The 16,427-nt window shown below is 35.9% G+C and carries 17 protein-coding genes; 3 read left to right on the top strand and 14 right to left on the bottom strand.

Going from position 1 to position 16,427, the window contains the following annotated elements:
• Nucleotides 1-182: 182 nt before the first annotated feature.
• Nucleotides 183-755: a hypothetical protein gene (locus KBF89_04880; protein MBP9115660.1), complete on the top strand. Its 573-nt coding sequence runs from the start codon at nt 183-185 to the stop codon at nt 753-755.
• Between the two features lie 2 nt (nt 756-757).
• Nucleotides 758-1,435: a TetR/AcrR family transcriptional regulator gene (locus tag KBF89_04875; GenBank protein MBP9115659.1), complete on the top strand. Its 678-nt coding sequence runs from the start codon at nt 758-760 to the stop codon at nt 1,433-1,435.
• A gap of 136 nt (nt 1,436-1,571) precedes the next feature.
• Here the strand turns inward: KBF89_04875 and KBF89_04870 are convergent, their stop codons facing one another.
• Nucleotides 1,572-1,991, bottom strand: coding sequence for a DUF3052 domain-containing protein (locus KBF89_04870; protein ID MBP9115658.1), 420 nt, complete (start codon nt 1,989-1,991; stop codon nt 1,572-1,574).
• Between the two features lie 165 nt (nt 1,992-2,156).
• Here KBF89_04870 and KBF89_04865 point away from each other — a divergent pair, with 165 nt between their 5' ends.
• Nucleotides 2,157-2,807, top strand: a complete 651-nt coding sequence (locus KBF89_04865) for a peroxiredoxin (GenBank protein ID MBP9115657.1) — start codon at nt 2,157-2,159, stop codon at nt 2,805-2,807.
• 56 nt (nt 2,808-2,863) lie between these two features.
• Here the strand turns inward: KBF89_04865 and KBF89_04860 are convergent, their stop codons facing one another.
• From KBF89_04860 to manB, 13 genes are all read right to left on the bottom strand, one after another.
• Nucleotides 2,864-4,099, bottom strand: a complete 1,236-nt coding sequence (locus KBF89_04860) for a peptidoglycan DD-metalloendopeptidase family protein (GenBank protein MBP9115656.1) — start codon at nt 4,097-4,099, stop codon at nt 2,864-2,866.
• Nucleotides 4,100-4,329: 230 nt separating this feature from the next.
• Nucleotides 4,330-5,214, bottom strand: a complete 885-nt coding sequence (locus KBF89_04855) for an ABC transporter permease (GenBank protein ID MBP9115655.1) — start codon at nt 5,212-5,214, stop codon at nt 4,330-4,332.
• On the bottom strand, nt 5,214-5,915 hold the full coding sequence (ftsE, locus tag KBF89_04850; protein MBP9115654.1) for a cell division ATP-binding protein FtsE: 702 nt from the start codon (nt 5,913-5,915) through the stop codon (nt 5,214-5,216). Before ftsE ends, KBF89_04855 begins: the two co-directional genes overlap by 1 nt.
• A gap of 83 nt (nt 5,916-5,998) precedes the next feature.
• The gene (prfB, locus tag KBF89_04845; GenBank protein MBP9115653.1) at nt 5,999-7,126 is read right to left on the bottom strand and encodes a peptide chain release factor 2; all 1,128 of its coding nucleotides are present in this window, start codon (nt 7,124-7,126) and stop codon (nt 5,999-6,001) included.
• Between the two features lie 30 nt (nt 7,127-7,156).
• Nucleotides 7,157-9,877 (bottom strand): preprotein translocase subunit SecA, encoded by a 2,721-nt coding sequence (gene secA, locus KBF89_04840; protein ID MBP9115652.1) that lies wholly within the window; start codon nt 9,875-9,877, stop codon nt 7,157-7,159.
• A 59-nt stretch (nt 9,878-9,936) separates the two neighbouring features.
• Nucleotides 9,937-10,509: a ribosome-associated translation inhibitor RaiA gene (raiA, locus tag KBF89_04835; protein MBP9115651.1), complete on the bottom strand. Its 573-nt coding sequence runs from the start codon at nt 10,507-10,509 to the stop codon at nt 9,937-9,939.
• A gap of 43 nt (nt 10,510-10,552) precedes the next feature.
• Nucleotides 10,553-10,771, bottom strand: coding sequence for a hypothetical protein (locus KBF89_04830; protein MBP9115650.1), 219 nt, complete (start codon nt 10,769-10,771; stop codon nt 10,553-10,555).
• 182 nt (nt 10,772-10,953) lie between these two features.
• Nucleotides 10,954-11,493 (bottom strand): ComF family protein, encoded by a 540-nt coding sequence (locus tag KBF89_04825; protein ID MBP9115649.1) that lies wholly within the window; start codon nt 11,491-11,493, stop codon nt 10,954-10,956.
• A gap of 37 nt (nt 11,494-11,530) precedes the next feature.
• Nucleotides 11,531-12,970: an adenosylhomocysteinase gene (locus tag KBF89_04820; protein ID MBP9115648.1), complete on the bottom strand. Its 1,440-nt coding sequence runs from the start codon at nt 12,968-12,970 to the stop codon at nt 11,531-11,533.
• 77 nt (nt 12,971-13,047) lie between these two features.
• On the bottom strand, nt 13,048-13,656 hold the full coding sequence (locus KBF89_04815) for a TrmH family RNA methyltransferase (protein MBP9115647.1): 609 nt from the start codon (nt 13,654-13,656) through the stop codon (nt 13,048-13,050).
• Nucleotides 13,657-13,725: 69 nt separating this feature from the next.
• On the bottom strand, nt 13,726-14,769 hold the full coding sequence (locus KBF89_04810) for a bifunctional phosphoglucose/phosphomannose isomerase (protein ID MBP9115646.1): 1,044 nt from the start codon (nt 14,767-14,769) through the stop codon (nt 13,726-13,728).
• 36 nt (nt 14,770-14,805) lie between these two features.
• Nucleotides 14,806-15,066: a hypothetical protein gene (locus tag KBF89_04805; GenBank protein ID MBP9115645.1), complete on the bottom strand. Its 261-nt coding sequence runs from the start codon at nt 15,064-15,066 to the stop codon at nt 14,806-14,808.
• Nucleotides 15,063-16,427 carry a phosphomannomutase/phosphoglucomutase gene (manB, locus tag KBF89_04800; GenBank protein MBP9115644.1) on the bottom strand — a complete coding sequence of 455 codons (1,365 nt, stop codon included), beginning with the start codon at nt 16,425-16,427 and terminating at the stop codon, nt 15,063-15,065. The genes KBF89_04805 and manB overlap by 4 nt, the downstream gene beginning before the upstream one ends.

Raw genomic sequence — 16,427 nt, 5'->3', positions numbered from 1 at the left:
GTTTAAAGGACGGGGGTTTCGATACCCCCCACCTCCACCAATTTTTTATTTCGTCACATTACTTTCAGAACTATTCTCAGAATGTTGGGCGTTAGCTGTTCATGGTGCAGTATTGCGCAGTATAAACAGCTAACGCACAGAAAAATATGAATGAATGGTTGTCAAACGTAATAGAATCAAACATGCATAATTTTTTATTAATTTCGAGCACATTAGTTGCATTGCTTGCTCCTTGCTCTTATGTCGTAAGTATAATTCGTGGAACATCCAAACCACATCGAACAACCAGGTTCATATTAACTTTCGTTCATTCACTCAATTTCTTGAGCATTATTGCGGCGCAAGGAAATTTAGGTGCACGGATTTTTGCTGGTATCGATCTCATATTTGCATTAATTGTTTTTATACTTTCTATCCATAGGGGCATGGGAGGTACCTCATTATTTGATTGGAGCTGTCTTGTCGTAGCAATTTGTGGTGTAATAGCTTGGCAACTTACAGGTAATGCATATTTAGGAATTTGGCTATCCATTACGGCGAATTTAGTTGCCTACCTACCTGTTTTCTTAAAAACTTGGCGATTCCCAGATACTGAATCTCACTGGGTATATACATTAAGCATATTGGCTGCTTTACTCGGACTATTGGCATTTCCTATAAGTAATGATTCGATATTTCAAATATATATAATTTCGAATTGTATCGTCACTCTTATATGCATTTACCATAGAAAGTTATTCGCGGTTAGACTGTAATTATGTCGAAAGCAAATAAAAAAGAAGATGCAAACATTGCAAAAGTTATAAATATTACAGACAAAGGAAATTCAACCGTCCAACCAGACACAAAATATCAAATACTTTATGCGGCATTAAAACGATTTTCAGATCACGGTTATGATTCAACCTCATTAAATGATATCGCTAACGACGTAGGAATTAAAAAGCCATCGATCATGTATCACTTTTCTTCAAAAGAACTTTTGTATCGTGAAGTTATTTTGAATGAATTTAAAGGTTGGATCTTTTTGATGAGCGATGCGACTGGAAAAGAAGTTCATGGCTGGGACCAAGTTGAACAACTCTTACGTGCTGCCTTTACTTTTTTCGAACAACATCCATACTTCGTTAAGATCGCTAGAAGAGAAGCATTAGATCCAGATTCGCTTTTCTCGAGTGAACTCGGCACAGCTCTAAAACCATTAATCGATCGTGGTGCTAAATTCTTAGAAAACGAAATGAAACATGGGCGTCTAAAAAAATACGATGCCCGACAGTTGCTTATCACAGGATATGGTGCTGCTTTTTCATATTTGTCCGACTCTTCACTCGTCTCACAAGTTATAGACGGTGACCCTCTAAGCATTAAAGCTCTAGCGACAAGACGCGAACATGTTATCGAAGTATTAAAAGAAGCTATTGCACCTAAAGAATAAAATCAACTGAACCTTCATTTAAATTGAAATAGCATCAATTATGCTTCTAAGTAGTTAATACGAGTTTGTAGGTATTTTTATTTCGGAACGATTGCGGAGCGCTGGAGAAATATCAAATGCCGACAATGGGCCAAAATTAAACGTTAGAAAGCGATGGGATTGTGCGTTTTTCTGTGAAACGTAGTGAGGACCATACCTCGGAAATAGAGCAAACTTTTGTATCAACTAAAGATTGTGCTAAACCTATTTCTTGTACAACATCAAAGTTTAGATCAGTAACAATCCGTGAAGTTTTTTTCGGCCAAGCAATCCACAAAGCGCCTTTAGGTCTAAGTGATCTTGTGAGTATGGTTATTCTTTTTTCTAGTTCAAAATTACGTGTTGCAAAAAAAACTATTATATCAAAACCACCGCGTAACGTTGTAGAAAAATCTATATAGTTAAATTCAGTTGCAAAATGTTCTACAACATCTTGACTAGCACCTATTAAAGCTATCCTTTGATCTTCTCGAAAACCAAGTTTTCGTTCTAGCCCCTGCGCAAAAATATTCCCCACAACAAACAATCTTCTCGAAATTAGTACCCTGTGTCAAATGCAAGAAAAAGAAATTTATTCAATTTGGATTAAAGTATCACATTTAACAACTATTTTACTTTAAGAACTAAAAGATCTAGGCTGTAACTGACATATGTAATAAAAATTAAAGTAAAGGAAAGATAAATGTCAATTAAATTAGGCGACGAAGCGCCGAACTTCACTGCACAATCAACTAAAGGCGAGATAAATTTTCACGAATATATCGATGGATCTTGGGCAGTATTATTCTCACACCCAAAGGACTTTACCCCAGTTTGCACAACAGAACTTGGTACTGTTGCTCAACTTAGCGATGAATTCGAAAAACGGAATGTAAAAGTTCTTGGACTTAGTGTAGATGGTATCGAATCACATAATGATTGGGTTGGCGATATAGAAGATGTATGCCAGACTGAAATGAATTATCCACTACTTGCAGACGAAAATAAAGAAATTGCTAACGCATACGATATGATCCACCCTAATGAATTGGCAACACTAACTGTAAGAAGTGTCTTTATTATTAATCCGGATAAGAAAGTAATGTTAACACTTACATATCCTGCATCAGTTGGTCGAAACTTCGACGAAATTCTTCGAGTTATTGACTCTCTACAAATTGGAGCTAAATATAAAGTTGCTACACCAGCAAACTGGAAATCAGGCGACGACGTAGTAGTAGGATCAGGTCTTAGTGACGAGGAAGCAAACGAGCTTTTCCCAGAAGGATTCAATGCAGTAAAACCATATTTACGTTATGTTGCAGATCCTGCTTCAAAAGTAACTTCTAATTAATAAGTAAAAAATTAATTAAATTTAATATCGACATGCTTTAGGGCATGTCGATTTTTTTATAAATACGCCATTGGATCAGTAGGCGTTCCATTAACTCTCACTTCAAAATGTAAATGTGGTCCAGTAACATTTCCTGACATACCGCTGTAGCCAATAATTTGTCCTTGCGTTACATACGTACCTGCACTAACAGCAAATGAGCTCTGATGTGCATATAGTGTCGATATTCCACCACCGTGGTCAATTACTATCACATTGCCATAACCAGACATTACTGATGCGGAAATCACCGTACCTGCTTTTGCAGCTTTAATTGGAGTTCCTACGCCAGCATTAAAATCTATTCCAGCATGTAATCTCGCATCTCCATAAATAGGATGAGTTCTATAGCCAAATGAAGAATTTATACTACCTGATACAGGGTGGATCATTCTCCCAGGAATGACGGGTGTTGGTGTAATAATTTGATTCTGTTTACGTTTAATTTGAGCAGCCAAAGCATCTGAGTCTGCTTTTATTTGATTTATTTGACTAGTGTAAGATGATTTTTGTGACTTTATTGCATTTACAGCTTTTTGCTCTATTGCTTCTTTTTCTTTTGCATCAGCCTGCGCGTTTGCTAGATCTGCTTTAAGTGGAATAAGTGCTGCCTCTTGTCGATCAGCTTCTTGTTTTGAAGCTTCTGCCCTCATTAAGGCATCAATATGTAAAGCTTTTTCTGCCACTGCCTCATCTGCTTTTATCGCAGAAACTTTTATAGTTTCTATTTTCTGATCGGTGTAACGAAATCTTAAAATTGTTTTTCTTACAACATCTTGGCGTTCGTTTATAGGTACATCTAAAACTGACGGTATAAAATCTGGATCGGAACTTTGAATATATAGATCGATGATTGCTCTGTCTCTTTGATTCTTAGCATCATCACTTTCTTTAATTGAAGTATCATACTTTAATTGTGAATCAGCATATTCTGCTTTCGCTGATTCTTGATCTGCAATCGCTATTGCTCTAGCATTTTGTGCGGCTTTAATTTTAGAATTTAAACTTGCTAATTTTGCATCAGCATCAAGTCGTGCCTGTTTTGCAGTTGCATATTTTAATATCTCAACGGCTTCTGCTTTTGTTGCATATTCAAGATCAGCCGTTAATTTTTGGATACGTGGATCTGTCGCAGATATTATTGTTGTATGTTTTGCTACAGATTTTTCAACAGTACCATATGCAATATATTGTGAACTAATAATCGCACAACAAATAGTTAATGGAACTATATATTTAAAATATTTCCTCATTATCATCCCAACTTTTTTTCTCGATGTATTCTCGTCACTAAACAAGAAAAAGTAAAGAGCCGGAAGAAAAGTATTTAAGGTATTATGGAGACCTTACACGCATTAAGCGAAATAATTGATTGATATCAAGTCTTAAATGCTATTTTTAAGTAGTTATAATCATGAAATGAACATCTACAGTTTCACGTATTGAAGCAAGCACAGAGAACTAAGTAATGCTAAGTATGATCTTAAACATCAAGATAGCGTTTTAGTCCCAGATAACTAGATACGAATCCAACAGCGATACCAGCGAATAGCACCAACAAAATTGTTAGTAGAAGATCACTACTAGTCACAAAGAAACCGCGAAAACCTTTTCCTGAAAATGTATCATCAAGGATTACTGTTTTAAAAATAAATGCACTAATAGAAGCAAAGATACCACCAAATAAACCTTGTACAGCACCTTCAGCCATAAATGGAACCTGGACAAACCAGTTAGATGCGCCAACTAGCTTCATGATTTCGATTTCCCTACGACGAGCGAACACCGCCAGACGAACCGTGTTAAAGACTAATACGCAACTAGCCACTAAAAGTATAAGAGCAAAAACGGATAGGGTTTGATTAATTAAATTAGCCCGACGTATTTCATCTTTAAAATCGGCCTTCGTGACATTCTCAACTCCAGGTATAGCACTATATTTTGCGACTAGTGAATCTAGTAATTTTGGATCTTTTGGAGCAATAATAAAACTCACTGGCAACACATCTTTATCTACAGACTTTAATGTATCCTTTTCATCTTTAAATTCACGTTTGAAAAATTCCCAAGCTTGATCTTTAGTTATAAATTCATAATTAACAACCAGATTTTTTTTCTTATCCGTTTCAATTTGGTCTTTGACTGTTTTTATCTGCGTTTCATCAGCCTTAGAGACTAAAAACACTTCATATTGTACAGATTTTTCTACATTCTTTGTACCAGCACTATTCCAGAAGAATACAAGCATGGCAACACCCACAAGTGAGAGTGTCACAAATATTGTCAAAATTGCTGCAATAGTCATAGAAACATTTCGCCATAGCGAGATACCAGTTTCTCTTAAGAAATAAAACATTCTAGAAAGCATTATTCAGCACCCTCTTCCAGTGCAGATCCATAAACACCACGTGCTTGATCTCTAACTAAATTTCCATGATCAAGCTCAATAACACGTTTTCGCATCTCATTAACTATTCGAACATCATGTGTCGCCATTACTACTGTTGTACCAGTTTTATTAATTCTATCAAGCAAACGCATAATTCCAACAGTAGTTGCTGGATCTAAATTTCCGGTTGGCTCATCGGCTAAAAGGATTAATGGTCGATTAACGAATGCTCGTGCAATCGAAACACGTTGTTGTTCTCCACCAGATAGTTCATCAGGAAAACGATTTTGTTTTTCAGCCAAACCTACAAGTTCAAGTATTTGAGGAACTTGTGCACGAATAATATCTCGCGGCCTACCAATAACCTCTTGTGCGAAAGCAACATTTTCATAAACAGTTCGTTGAGGTAATAATTTAAAGTCTTGAAAAATACATCCTATGTTTCTACGAAGTTGAGGAACTTTCCATTGAGACAATCTTCCAATATCACGGCCTGCGACATGGACACGACCTTGGCTAGCTATTTCTTCTCTTAGTAATAATCGCAAAAAAGATGATTTACCAGAACCAGAAGGACCAACTAAAAAGACAAACTCTCCTTTTTGGATCTCTAAATTTATTTCTCTTAAAGCTACAACATTTTGGCCATAGTATTTAGTTACGTTTTCAAATCGAATCATGCGACATTAGGTTATCAAAATTTTGACCTTAAAATTACATCTTTGGCCATTTAATGTATTATTTGCAAAAATAATGGTTAATATTACGATTGTGTACGTCTGTACTGTAGATACGCTGAAATAAATTGATCTATATCGCCATCTAGGACATTAATAATATTTCCAGTCTCACAGATTGATTTTTCTTGATTATCAATTACTTGTGAACGTTCATCACGTACGAGCTGGTATGGTGCTAGTACGTAACTACGTATTTGGCTTCCCCATCCAACTTCCATTTTAGTTCCTGCTAGTTTAGCTACTTCTTCTAGTCTTTCAATACGTTGTTTTTCAGCTAATTTAGCGCTCAATATTTGCATTGCTCTAGCTTTATTTTGGATCTGGCTTCTCTGGTTTTGACACTGGACAACTATCCCTGATGGTATGTGTGTCAATCGAACTGCAGAATCGGTTTTGTTTACATGTTGTCCACCAGCACCCGAAGAACGATATGTATCAACACGCAATTCTGATTCATCGATCTCTATAACTTGTGACTCTTCTAGTGCCGGCACAATTTCCATTGAAGCGAATGATGTATGTCTTCTTGATTGAGAATCAAATGGAGATATTCTCACCAAACGGTGGACACCTGATTCTCCGCTTAACATGCCATATGCATATTTACCTTTTATTGTAAAGGATATTGAAGAAATACCAACTTCTTCTCCCTGGGATAGATCATCGATACTAAGTTCAAAACCTTTTCGTTCACACCAACGCGAATACATTCGGAACAGCATATCTGCCCAATCACAGGCTTCAGTTCCTCCAGCTCCTGAATTTATTGAACATATTGCATCACGTTCGTCATTTTCACCTATGAATAGCGACCTTAATTCAACTGAATCCAATTGCTTCGCTAGTTCAGTTATGTTTATATCAATTTCAGGTTCCAAAGAGTCATCTTTTGCTTCACGCATCATTTCATGTAAAGTAGCAATATCGCTCAATTTACTTTCTAAGTTTTTGACTAGTTCAATATCATCATTAAAACCAGCTAATTGAGAATTAACTTTTTTCGCATTTTCAGGGTCATCCCACAATTTTGAATCAGACGCAATTATATTTAATTCTTTTACTTCTTCTAATGCAAGATCAATTTTTAAATAAAAATTTGCTTCATTAACACGGCGACGTAAATCAGATATCTGGTTAGTGAAATCTCTCATTATATAAATATATCCAAATATACAGTTGTATTATCTACCATGACAAAGTTTATATTTTTTACCAGACCCACAAAAACAAAGTTCGTTTCTACCTGGGACTTTTTCAACTTTTACAGGTGTTGGTATACTTCTTTCCTGGTTTGCTTGACCTTGATTTATGGATCCACTTTGAGCAGCAGCCAATGCAGGATCAAGACTTAAATTAGCATATGCATCAGATCCTTGAACAGGGTTTTCTGGAGCGCTATATGAAAGCTCTTGCTCTTTTCGGCGACCTTCATCTTTAGAAACTACATTTAACTTCATAACAAATCTCACAAAGTCAGATTTTATACTCTCCATCATGACACCGAACATTTCGAAACCTTCGCGTTGCCATTCTGTAAGTGGGTCACGCTGACCCATAGCACGAAGGTTGATACCTTCACGTAAGTAATCCATCTCATATAAATGTTCGCGCCAATGCTGATCAATAACATCTAGCATAACCTTACGTTCAATATTTCTTAAAGTATCAAAACCTATTTGGCTTTCTTTTTGTTTATATTGCTCTAAAGCATCATTGACAATACTTTCAACTAATTCTTTGATGCTTCTTAATTGAAGTATTGCTTCATGGGAAAGTGTAACTGGATAATATGTCGCACATTCTTTTAACAACCCGTCGATTTCCCATGTTTCGCTATATTCAGATTCACAATAGCTACTGGCGATGCTAGAAACAACCTCTTCAATAATCTCATAAGCTTGATCACTTAAATCTTCACCATCAATTATTTGTTGACGACGACGATAAATGATTTTTCGCTGTTCATTCATTACCTCATCGTATTTCAAAACATCTTTTCGTATTTCAAAGTTACGTGATTCAACTGTTGTTTGAGCGCGCTCTATTGCTTTTGAAACCATTTTTGCTTCAAGTGGCACATCTTCGGGAAATGCTTTATCCATTACCCAGTTCATAGCACCATTATTAAACAAACGCATAAGATCATCTTCAAGCGAAAGATAAAAACGAGAAACACCAGGGTCACCTTGACGTCCAGAACGACCGCGTAACTGGTCATCTATTCGTCGTGATTCATGTCTTTCTGTACCAAGTACATATAAACCACCAAGTTCACGCACTTGATCACCTTCAGACTTACATTGCTGATCATAGGTTTCTTCTAAAGCTACAAGTTCTGATTTAACACCATCATCTTCAAGATCTTTGCCTTCAGCTAACAATTGTTGTAAGGCTAATCCTTCAGGATTACCCCCAAGCAAAATGTCAACACCACGACCAGCCATATTTGTAGCAACAGTAATTGAACCAACTCGTCCAGCTTGTGCAATTATTGGGCCTTCTTGTGTATGCTCTTTAGCATTCAATACACTATGTTTGACACCTATTTTGTCCAACATTCTAGAAAGTCGCTCAGATTTTTCTACAGATACCGTACCGACTAATACTGGTTGACCACGTTTATGACATTCAAGTAAATCATTAACTACAGCATTAAATTTCCCTGCTTCAGTTTTATATATATAATCGGCATGATCAGCTCGTGCTTTAGGTTTATGAGTTGGGACAGAAACAACATTGAGTCCATAAGTGTGCATGAACTCACCGGCTTCGCTGACACCAGTACCAGTCATACCTGAAATCTTCTCGTAAAGTTTGAAATAGTTTTGTAATGTCACTGTTGCTAGTGTCTGATTTTCTTCTTGAATAGAAACATTTTCTTTTGCTTCGACAGCTTGGTGTACACCATCGCTCCATCTGCGACCCTCTAGAATACGGCCGGTAAATTCATCAACAATTTTAATTTCACCATCGGCAACGATATAGTCGACACCTTTTTTATATAATTCTTTTGCTTTAATAGCAGTAGTCATTTGATGTACAAAATTTTGGTTTACATGTTCATATAAATTATCAATACCAAGAGCAGCTTCAACCCGACTGATACCCTCATCAGTTGGTGAGACTAAAAATTTTGCTTCGTCGACTTCATAATCACGATCTATAACTAAGGCTTTAATTATTTTTGCAAACTGCGCATAGAGTTCATTTGATTCATTAGATGGTCCAGAAATTATCAGAGGAGTTCTGGATTCATCAATTAAAATTGAGTCAACTTCGTCGACAATACAGAAAAAGTGTCCTCGTTGGGCTTGGTCATTTTTAGTAATTGCCATATTGTCACGAAGATAATCAAAACCAAATTCATTATTAGTTCCATATGTGATATCACATGCATAAGCATTGCGCTTTTCTTCTGGATCATCAATATCGGGCAAAACCATGCCTACGCTTAATCCCAAAAATTTGTGAACTTGACCCATCCACATACCATCACGTTTAGCTAAGTAATCGTTGACAGTAACAATATGGACACCTTTACCAGCAAGTGCATTTAAGTATGCTGCCAATGTTGAAACTAAAGTTTTACCTTCACCAGTTTTCATTTCGGCAACCCAACCGTAATGAAGTGCAACACCACCCATTATCTGTACATCATAATGACGCTGACCCAAAACACGCTTTGCGGCTTCTCGTACCGTTGCAAATGCTTCGGGTAAAATATCGTCGAGGGTTTCACCTTTAGCTAGTCGTTCACGAAATAATATTGTCTGGTTTGCTAATTCAAGATCACTTTTTGCAATCATTGAATCTTCGAAATACGCTACAGCAGGAACTACAGCCTCGAGTTTTTTTACTTTTTTGCCTTCACCGACACTTAATACTTTTTTTAGAATTGCCACGCATAAAGGTTACACGCTATTAATTAGAAATTGAGTATTTTCTGAAGCAATAATTAAGCCTAGCTAGGTTCAATGATACCCAGATGTCCGTCTTTTCGGCGATATAGTACATTTAGTTTTTCACTATCTATACTTTGGAAGACAAAGAAGTCATGACCTAATAAATCCATTTGCAAACTTGCTTCCCCAACTTCCATAGGTTTAAATTCAAGTTTCTTTACTTTTATGACTTTTGCATCTTCCTCAACTTGATCAGTAGCAAATATTCTCGCTGCAAGATCGTCATCATTCACCAAAGCATTGGTCTTTAGGTCCCTTTTTCGAGGATGATATCTTTTTACTCTTCTGTCTTTTAGTTTTGCTGCTTGTGATTCAACTTTATCAATAACTCTATCTAAAGCATCACCAATCTCCGTTGATTCTGCATGAGCTTTTAATACATTACGCTTGCAGTGAACAGTAACTTCACAAACAAAACGTTGAGTAGCTTTCTTTGCTGGCTGTTCAATGAAATCAACCTCTAACTTATGAGCATCATGTACGAATCGAGTTATTTTCTCTAGTTTCGTAATCGCAATATTTTTTATTTCTTCTGAAACTGACGTATGTTTTTCATGAATAGTGATGTCCACATTTTCTCCTTGTTGTTTTTACAATTATAACTAATGTTAGTACTTATAAAACAACTGTCCACCCTAAAAATGATTCCGCGACATCACTTGAATCTGCTTTTATACTGCTAGTTCTTAACTTTTGTTTACAAGATAGTGCACTATGGTGATACCTAGAATCGTCATCAGCTTGTTCGAATAAGGTACTGATAGCTGTCTCAACAGCTATCATGTAAACTTCTTGTTCAGTAAATTCACTCTGTACTATTTCATTTTTGTTCATGGCTACCCCAGTACATTTTGTTGAGAATATTTTTAATTTTCATCATATTTATTAATCGGTATTTTAGACAAACTACTTAAATAGGATATATTTTCTCTGTTGTGATATAACTATTCTTTCGTTTAATGCGCAAATAGATATATAAAATTAATCAATTTTTAATTTTATATTAAAAATATCCATTAATAATGTTGCAAATGTCGAAAGGCAATAGTCACAGCATCAACTCGATTTGCACCCTTTTCTTTTAGTGCTTGAGCGCACCTATTTAGTGAAGTTCTAGTTGTAGCAATATCATCTATGATTAATATTTTTTTATTATATATATTTTTTTTACACATATATCTAGGCAGTTTTCGCCTCATGTCACCGCTACTATGGACTTGATCAATATCATGTACAGGTATTAATAAATTTTTATACGTCAGCATTAAATTCTTTGAAAATGTTCTTCCCAAATATTCTCCATGGTCAAAACCACGCTTAGTGATGTGATGTTTCGATGTTGGAACATTTGTGATGAAATCGACATTATCTAAGTCAGTCAATTGTATTGCTATTTTTTTTATAAACTTATTATAAATGGAAAATTCTTGTCTATATTTAGCATTCCATAATAGGTATTTAACATCATTGTAATCTAAAAACCATGTATGTGTATCTAAGTAAGAATTTTTTAAATTCAGTGTCGATTTATTAATAGATATATTCAATGAAGACATGCCAATAATTTAATATCAACATGTGACAAATATATTACTAATATCGATAGTGATCAGGTTTAAAAGGACCGGATTTACTAATCCCTAGATATTCCGCTTGCTCATTACTCAATTCAGTTAAGCGAACGCCTAATTTGTCAAGGTGTAACCTAGCAACATGCTCGTCTAGCTCTTTGCTTAAAGTGTGAACACCAATTTCATATTTATCTTCATTTTTATATAAATCTATTTGTGCAAGAACTTGATTTGCAAAACTACACGACATCACAAAACTTGGATGTCCAGTAGCACAGCCCAAATTCAGCAAACGTCCTTGAGCGAGAACAATAACATTGTGGCCATCAGGAAATTCATATTGATCCACTTGTGGTTTAATATTCTTCTCTTTGATATCTTCATTAGCAATTAGACCAGCCATGTCTATTTCATTATCAAAGTGGCCTATATTTCCTACAATGGCATTATTCTTCATTTTAAACATATGGTTTTCATTAATAATTGAAGTATTGCCTGTAGCTGTAATGAAAATATCAGCATCTGTTAAGACATCTTCGAGTAAAACAACTTCATAACCTTCCATTGCTGCTTGTAATGCACATATTGGGTCGATCTCAGTAATTACAACACGAGTACCTTGTCCTCTTAAGGCCTGCGCACAACCTTTTCCTACATCACCATAGCCACAAATTACAGCCAATTTACCAGCCAACATTACATCAGTAGCACGACATATCCCATCAATCAATGAATGACGACAACCATATAAATTATCAAATTTTGATTTAGTCACAGAGTCATTAACATTTATAGCAGGAAACATCAATTCTTTGCTATCATGCATTTGATAAAGTCGATGCACACCCGTAGTGGTTTCTTCGCTAACTCCTTTAATAGTTGAAGCACAACGTGTATAAAAAGTTGGGTCTTGCTCTAATGATTTAGAAATAGTTTGTAATATCAATTTGTATTCGTGGTTATCAGAATCTTTTGGTGCAGGAACAGATCCATCCTTTTCAAACTTTGCACCTTTATGAACTAATAGAGTCGCATCTCCACCATCATCAAGAATCATTGTTGGCCCATCATAGTCGGGACCAAAATTCAACATACTTTGTGTGCATTCCCAATATTGTTCTAAAGTCTCATTCTTCCATGCAAAAACCGGCGCACCTTGTGGTTTCTCCACTGATCCACTACGACCTACAACAATAGCTGCAGCTGCATGGTCTTGTGTAGAAAAAATATTGCAACTCGCCCACCGAACTTGTGCGCCAAGATCGATAAGAGTTTCTATTAACACAGCTGTTTGTATTGTCATATGCAATGAACCTGCAACCCTTGCACCTTTAAGGGGCTGACTTGGACCATATTCTTCACGTAATGCCATTAGTCCTGGCATTTCGATTTCTGCCAACTCTATTTCTTTACGACCAAAATCGGCTAAAGATAAATCTGCAACTTTATAATCATTTTCCATTAATATTTCATTCATATTTCTCATTTCAGATCTTTTTAAACTCAACGCTAATTTAAGCGAATTGCAGGATTAATACCTTATCTTTTTATATTACATTGCGCCCAATGAAACATAGCTATTCCAGCCGCAACAGATGAATTAAGAGACCTTGTTGAACCATACATAGTTATCTCGTAAATAACATCACATAGTTTTACTGCCTCATCAGTTAAACCAACGCCTTCATTTCCCATTAACAACATGGCGTTAGACGGTAGATCAACATCTTCAATGGGAACTGAACCTTCGATACAATCAATACCTATCATTACTAAATCATTCTCATCACAATAATCTCTTAAATCTTGAACAGTTTCATGATGATGCATTGTGATATATCTATATGTTGCCATAGCCCCACGGCGATTGAACCTTTTTTCACCAACAATATGAAAACCCGAAACGTTATAGGCATTCGCTGAACGCGTTATTGTTCCAAGATTAATATCTTTTTCCCAGTTTTCCACTGCTACATGTAATGCTTGGCGATTAGCTTCTAAATCCTCAATTATATATTCGAGTTTCATTGTTTTATATTTATCGACTACATTGCGTGGGTCCCCATCGCGCTTTAAGAAAATATCATAACGTGATGGATCATCAAACTCCGAATATGAATCACCGGTAGCGTCTGGATCTTTTGTCATCTTTCACTTTCTTTAATCCCTATTTTGATGTGTATAAATTAGTTGAAAATACTAAACCTTAACAGGAAATTAAGCTAGAGCATTTTTTAATTGCCAAATAATGTCGACAGGTCCAGGATCAACACCAGCGTCGAAAGCCATATATACTGAAGTAAAAGATGCTACATAGAAGGTATCACAGAGCTGGGCAAATTTATTATCACCTTGTGCTCTAAATTCTAAAACATCCACGAGTGTCTCTCGAATAAGGTCTCTAGTTATTTCAAAACGACGAATAGTTTGCGGGTGTTCATAGTCATTGCGTAATTCAACAAGTGTCAAAAGTTGCCTTGTGACATCTCCATGCTGACCATACCCAACAATTTCATTATGACAAAGTTCTGGATAATAGTGATTATATGCAGGCGATTTAGCAATCTCGTTAACTTCACATTTAAAACGATATGCAGCAACAGCACCTAGTGCATCTCCACCATAAAAAATAGGAATAGTTGAACCGATTTTCTTTGCTAAATCAGTTGCAACATTAGACGAGTTATAGTCTTGACATTCTTGTTTTCGTTTTTCTAATTGAGATACAGCCTGATGGCATTTTTCTATTCCACCATTATAAATACCTAATTTATCTAAAGCAGTAAAGATTGGTGAAGACATAGCCCCTAAAGCAGCACGAGGTTGTAGATTCTGTTGAGTTGGGTAATATACTATTGAAGCAGATTGCTGTGCATATTCCTTTAATTTACCGCCTGAACTTACACAAATTATTTGTGCACCACATTCGCGCGCCTGTAAAAATGCAGATAAAGTTTCTTCTGTATCGCCAGAATAACTAGCAGCTATAACTAAAGTTGATTCATCAACAAATGCTGGTAACTCATAGTGCTTAGATACAATTACTGGAATTGAACATTCATCACTAACAACACTTTGTACAACATCGCCAGAAACACCTGAACCACCAAGCCCTAATACGATTATATTTTTTATTTTTGATGAATCAATTGGTGAAACATCAACTTTATCAGCTGAAGCTAATGCAGTAATAAACTGCTCTGGAAGACCTTTTACCATCCCAAAATAATCAATTGAATCTATAATTTGTTGTTCAGTCATTTTTTCCTTTACCCTAATCTTATTGGCTGTTTTAATTTACTTTCCGGTAGTACGGATAGTGTTCCTTTTCAAAATTTCTATTTCATTATTATTAATATCTATAGATTCTTCTTCTAACAATATAGGTATCGAATCTTTTATTTCGTAATATCTATTAATTCTAATATTAGCCAGAATCGGACTATTTATATCGTCGATATAGGAATATATTAATGGCTGTTTATCAATTGGACATACAATTATATCTAGTAAAGTATCTTCTAATTTATTTGAAGTAAGCAATTTCGGGTCGCTCACTGTTCGCCTCGTATAATCTCTAAAATCTCACGTGTTTTTGTTCGACAAAGTTCGTCACTATGCGCTTCTACATTTAGCCGCACAAGAGGTTCAGTATTGCTCGGACGAATATTTGCCCACCAATTTCCATCGTTAATCGTTAGCCCATCTAAATTATCGATTTCGTTTTTAGAAAAATATTTAGTAACCTTCTCGATACTTTTTGGCACAGATTTTACAACAGAATTTATCTCGCCACTTTGAAAATATGGTTCAAATTCTTTACGCAATTCAGAAAGTTTTTTTTCCGATTCAGCAAGTAATTCAAGGACCATAAGTGCTGCTATCAATCCTGAGTCTGCATAATAATTATCGCGGAAATAGTAATGTCCGCTATGCTCGCCACCAAATATTGCGCCAGTATCAGCCATGACTTGTTTTATAAAACTATGACCCACACGTGTACGATGAGCAATACCGCCGGACTTTTCTATTAGCTCTGGGACAGCTTTTGAACAAATGAGATTATAAACAATTGTTTCTCCTGGAAATTTCTTTAGTAATGACTGTGCAACCATTGCAACAGTCAAATAGCCGCCCATAGTTTGACCCATGTCGTCGACAAGAAATACTCTATCTGCATCACCATCAAAAGCTAAACCAATATCAGAACTGGTTTCGACAACTCTGTTTTGAAGGTCTTTTAAATTCTCTGCTTGCAAAGGGTCGGCTGGATGATTCGGGAAAGAACCATCTAATTCACCATACATTATCTCAATTTTGCAATTAAGTTTGTCGAAAACTTTCGGAACAACGTAGCCACCCATACCATTTGCAGTGTCAGCAATAATTTTTAAGTTTTCTATTGTTTTTGGATTAATAAATGATAAACAATGGTCTCTAAATTCATTAGCTAAATCGATTTCTTTTAGTTCACCAGGGATTTCATGACGTACCAAAATACCTGATTCAACAGCGGCTTTAATTTGAGATAGCCCCGAGTCTTCACCAATTGGAGCTGCCATTTGTCTGCACATTTTTAAGCCGTTATATTGAGCAGGGTTATGCGATGCTGTGACCATGACACCTGGCATATTTAAATGTCCACTAGCAAAATAAAGCATGTCTGTTGAAGCAAGACCAATGTCAAATACTTCTGCCCCAGCCATAATGGCGCCTTCACAAAATGCTTTTGCTAATACAGGAGATGAATTTCTCATATCTCGACCAATAACAATAGATTCCGCATTTAGATATTGAACAAATGCATTTCCAGCAAGTCTTGCAATATCATCATCCCATTCCCCTGGAAATAGACCTCTAACATCATATGCCTTAAATACTTTTTTTACACTGTCTTTTATATCTACTTCAGATTTCAT

It is taken from the genome of Acidimicrobiia bacterium, from assembly GCA_018057765.1.
In the GTDB taxonomy this organism is placed as follows: Bacteria; Actinomycetota; Acidimicrobiia; order IMCC26256; family JAGPDB01; genus JAGPDB01.
Note: the sequence above shows the minus strand (reverse complement) of the source record. Positions and strands in the feature narration are given on the sequence as shown.

Bases quoted from the DNA above. Each gene is read 5' to 3' on its own strand.
- KBF89_04880 (MBP9115660.1), top strand. From the start codon at position 183: ATGCATAATTTTTTATTAATTTCGAGCACATTAGTTGCATTGCTTGCT.
- KBF89_04875 (MBP9115659.1), top strand. From the start codon at position 758: ATGTCGAAAGCAAATAAAAAAGAAGATGCAAACATTGCAAAAGTTATA.
- KBF89_04865 (MBP9115657.1), top strand. From the start codon at position 2,157: ATGTCAATTAAATTAGGCGACGAAGCGCCGAACTTCACTGCACAATCA.
- KBF89_04860 (MBP9115656.1), bottom strand. From the start codon at position 4,099: ATGAGGAAATATTTTAAATATATAGTTCCATTAACTATTTGTTGTGCG.
- KBF89_04855 (MBP9115655.1), bottom strand. From the start codon at position 5,214: ATGCTTTCTAGAATGTTTTATTTCTTAAGAGAAACTGGTATCTCGCTA.
- ftsE (MBP9115654.1), bottom strand. From the start codon at position 5,915: ATGATTCGATTTGAAAACGTAACTAAATACTATGGCCAAAATGTTGTA.
- prfB (MBP9115653.1), bottom strand. From the start codon at position 7,126: ATGAGAGATTTCACTAACCAGATATCTGATTTACGTCGCCGTGTTAAT.
- KBF89_04830 (MBP9115650.1), bottom strand. From the start codon at position 10,771: ATGAACAAAAATGAAATAGTACAGAGTGAATTTACTGAACAAGAAGTT.
- KBF89_04825 (MBP9115649.1), bottom strand. From the start codon at position 11,493: ATGTCTTCATTGAATATATCTATTAATAAATCGACACTGAATTTAAAA.
- KBF89_04820 (MBP9115648.1), bottom strand. From the start codon at position 12,970: ATGGAAAATGATTATAAAGTTGCAGATTTATCTTTAGCCGATTTTGGT.
- KBF89_04815 (MBP9115647.1), bottom strand. From the start codon at position 13,656: ATGACAAAAGATCCAGACGCTACCGGTGATTCATATTCGGAGTTTGAT.
- KBF89_04810 (MBP9115646.1), bottom strand. From the start codon at position 14,769: ATGACTGAACAACAAATTATAGATTCAATTGATTATTTTGGGATGGTA.
- manB (MBP9115644.1), bottom strand. From the start codon at position 16,427: ATGAAATCTGAAGTAGATATAAAAGACAGTGTAAAAAAAGTATTTAAG.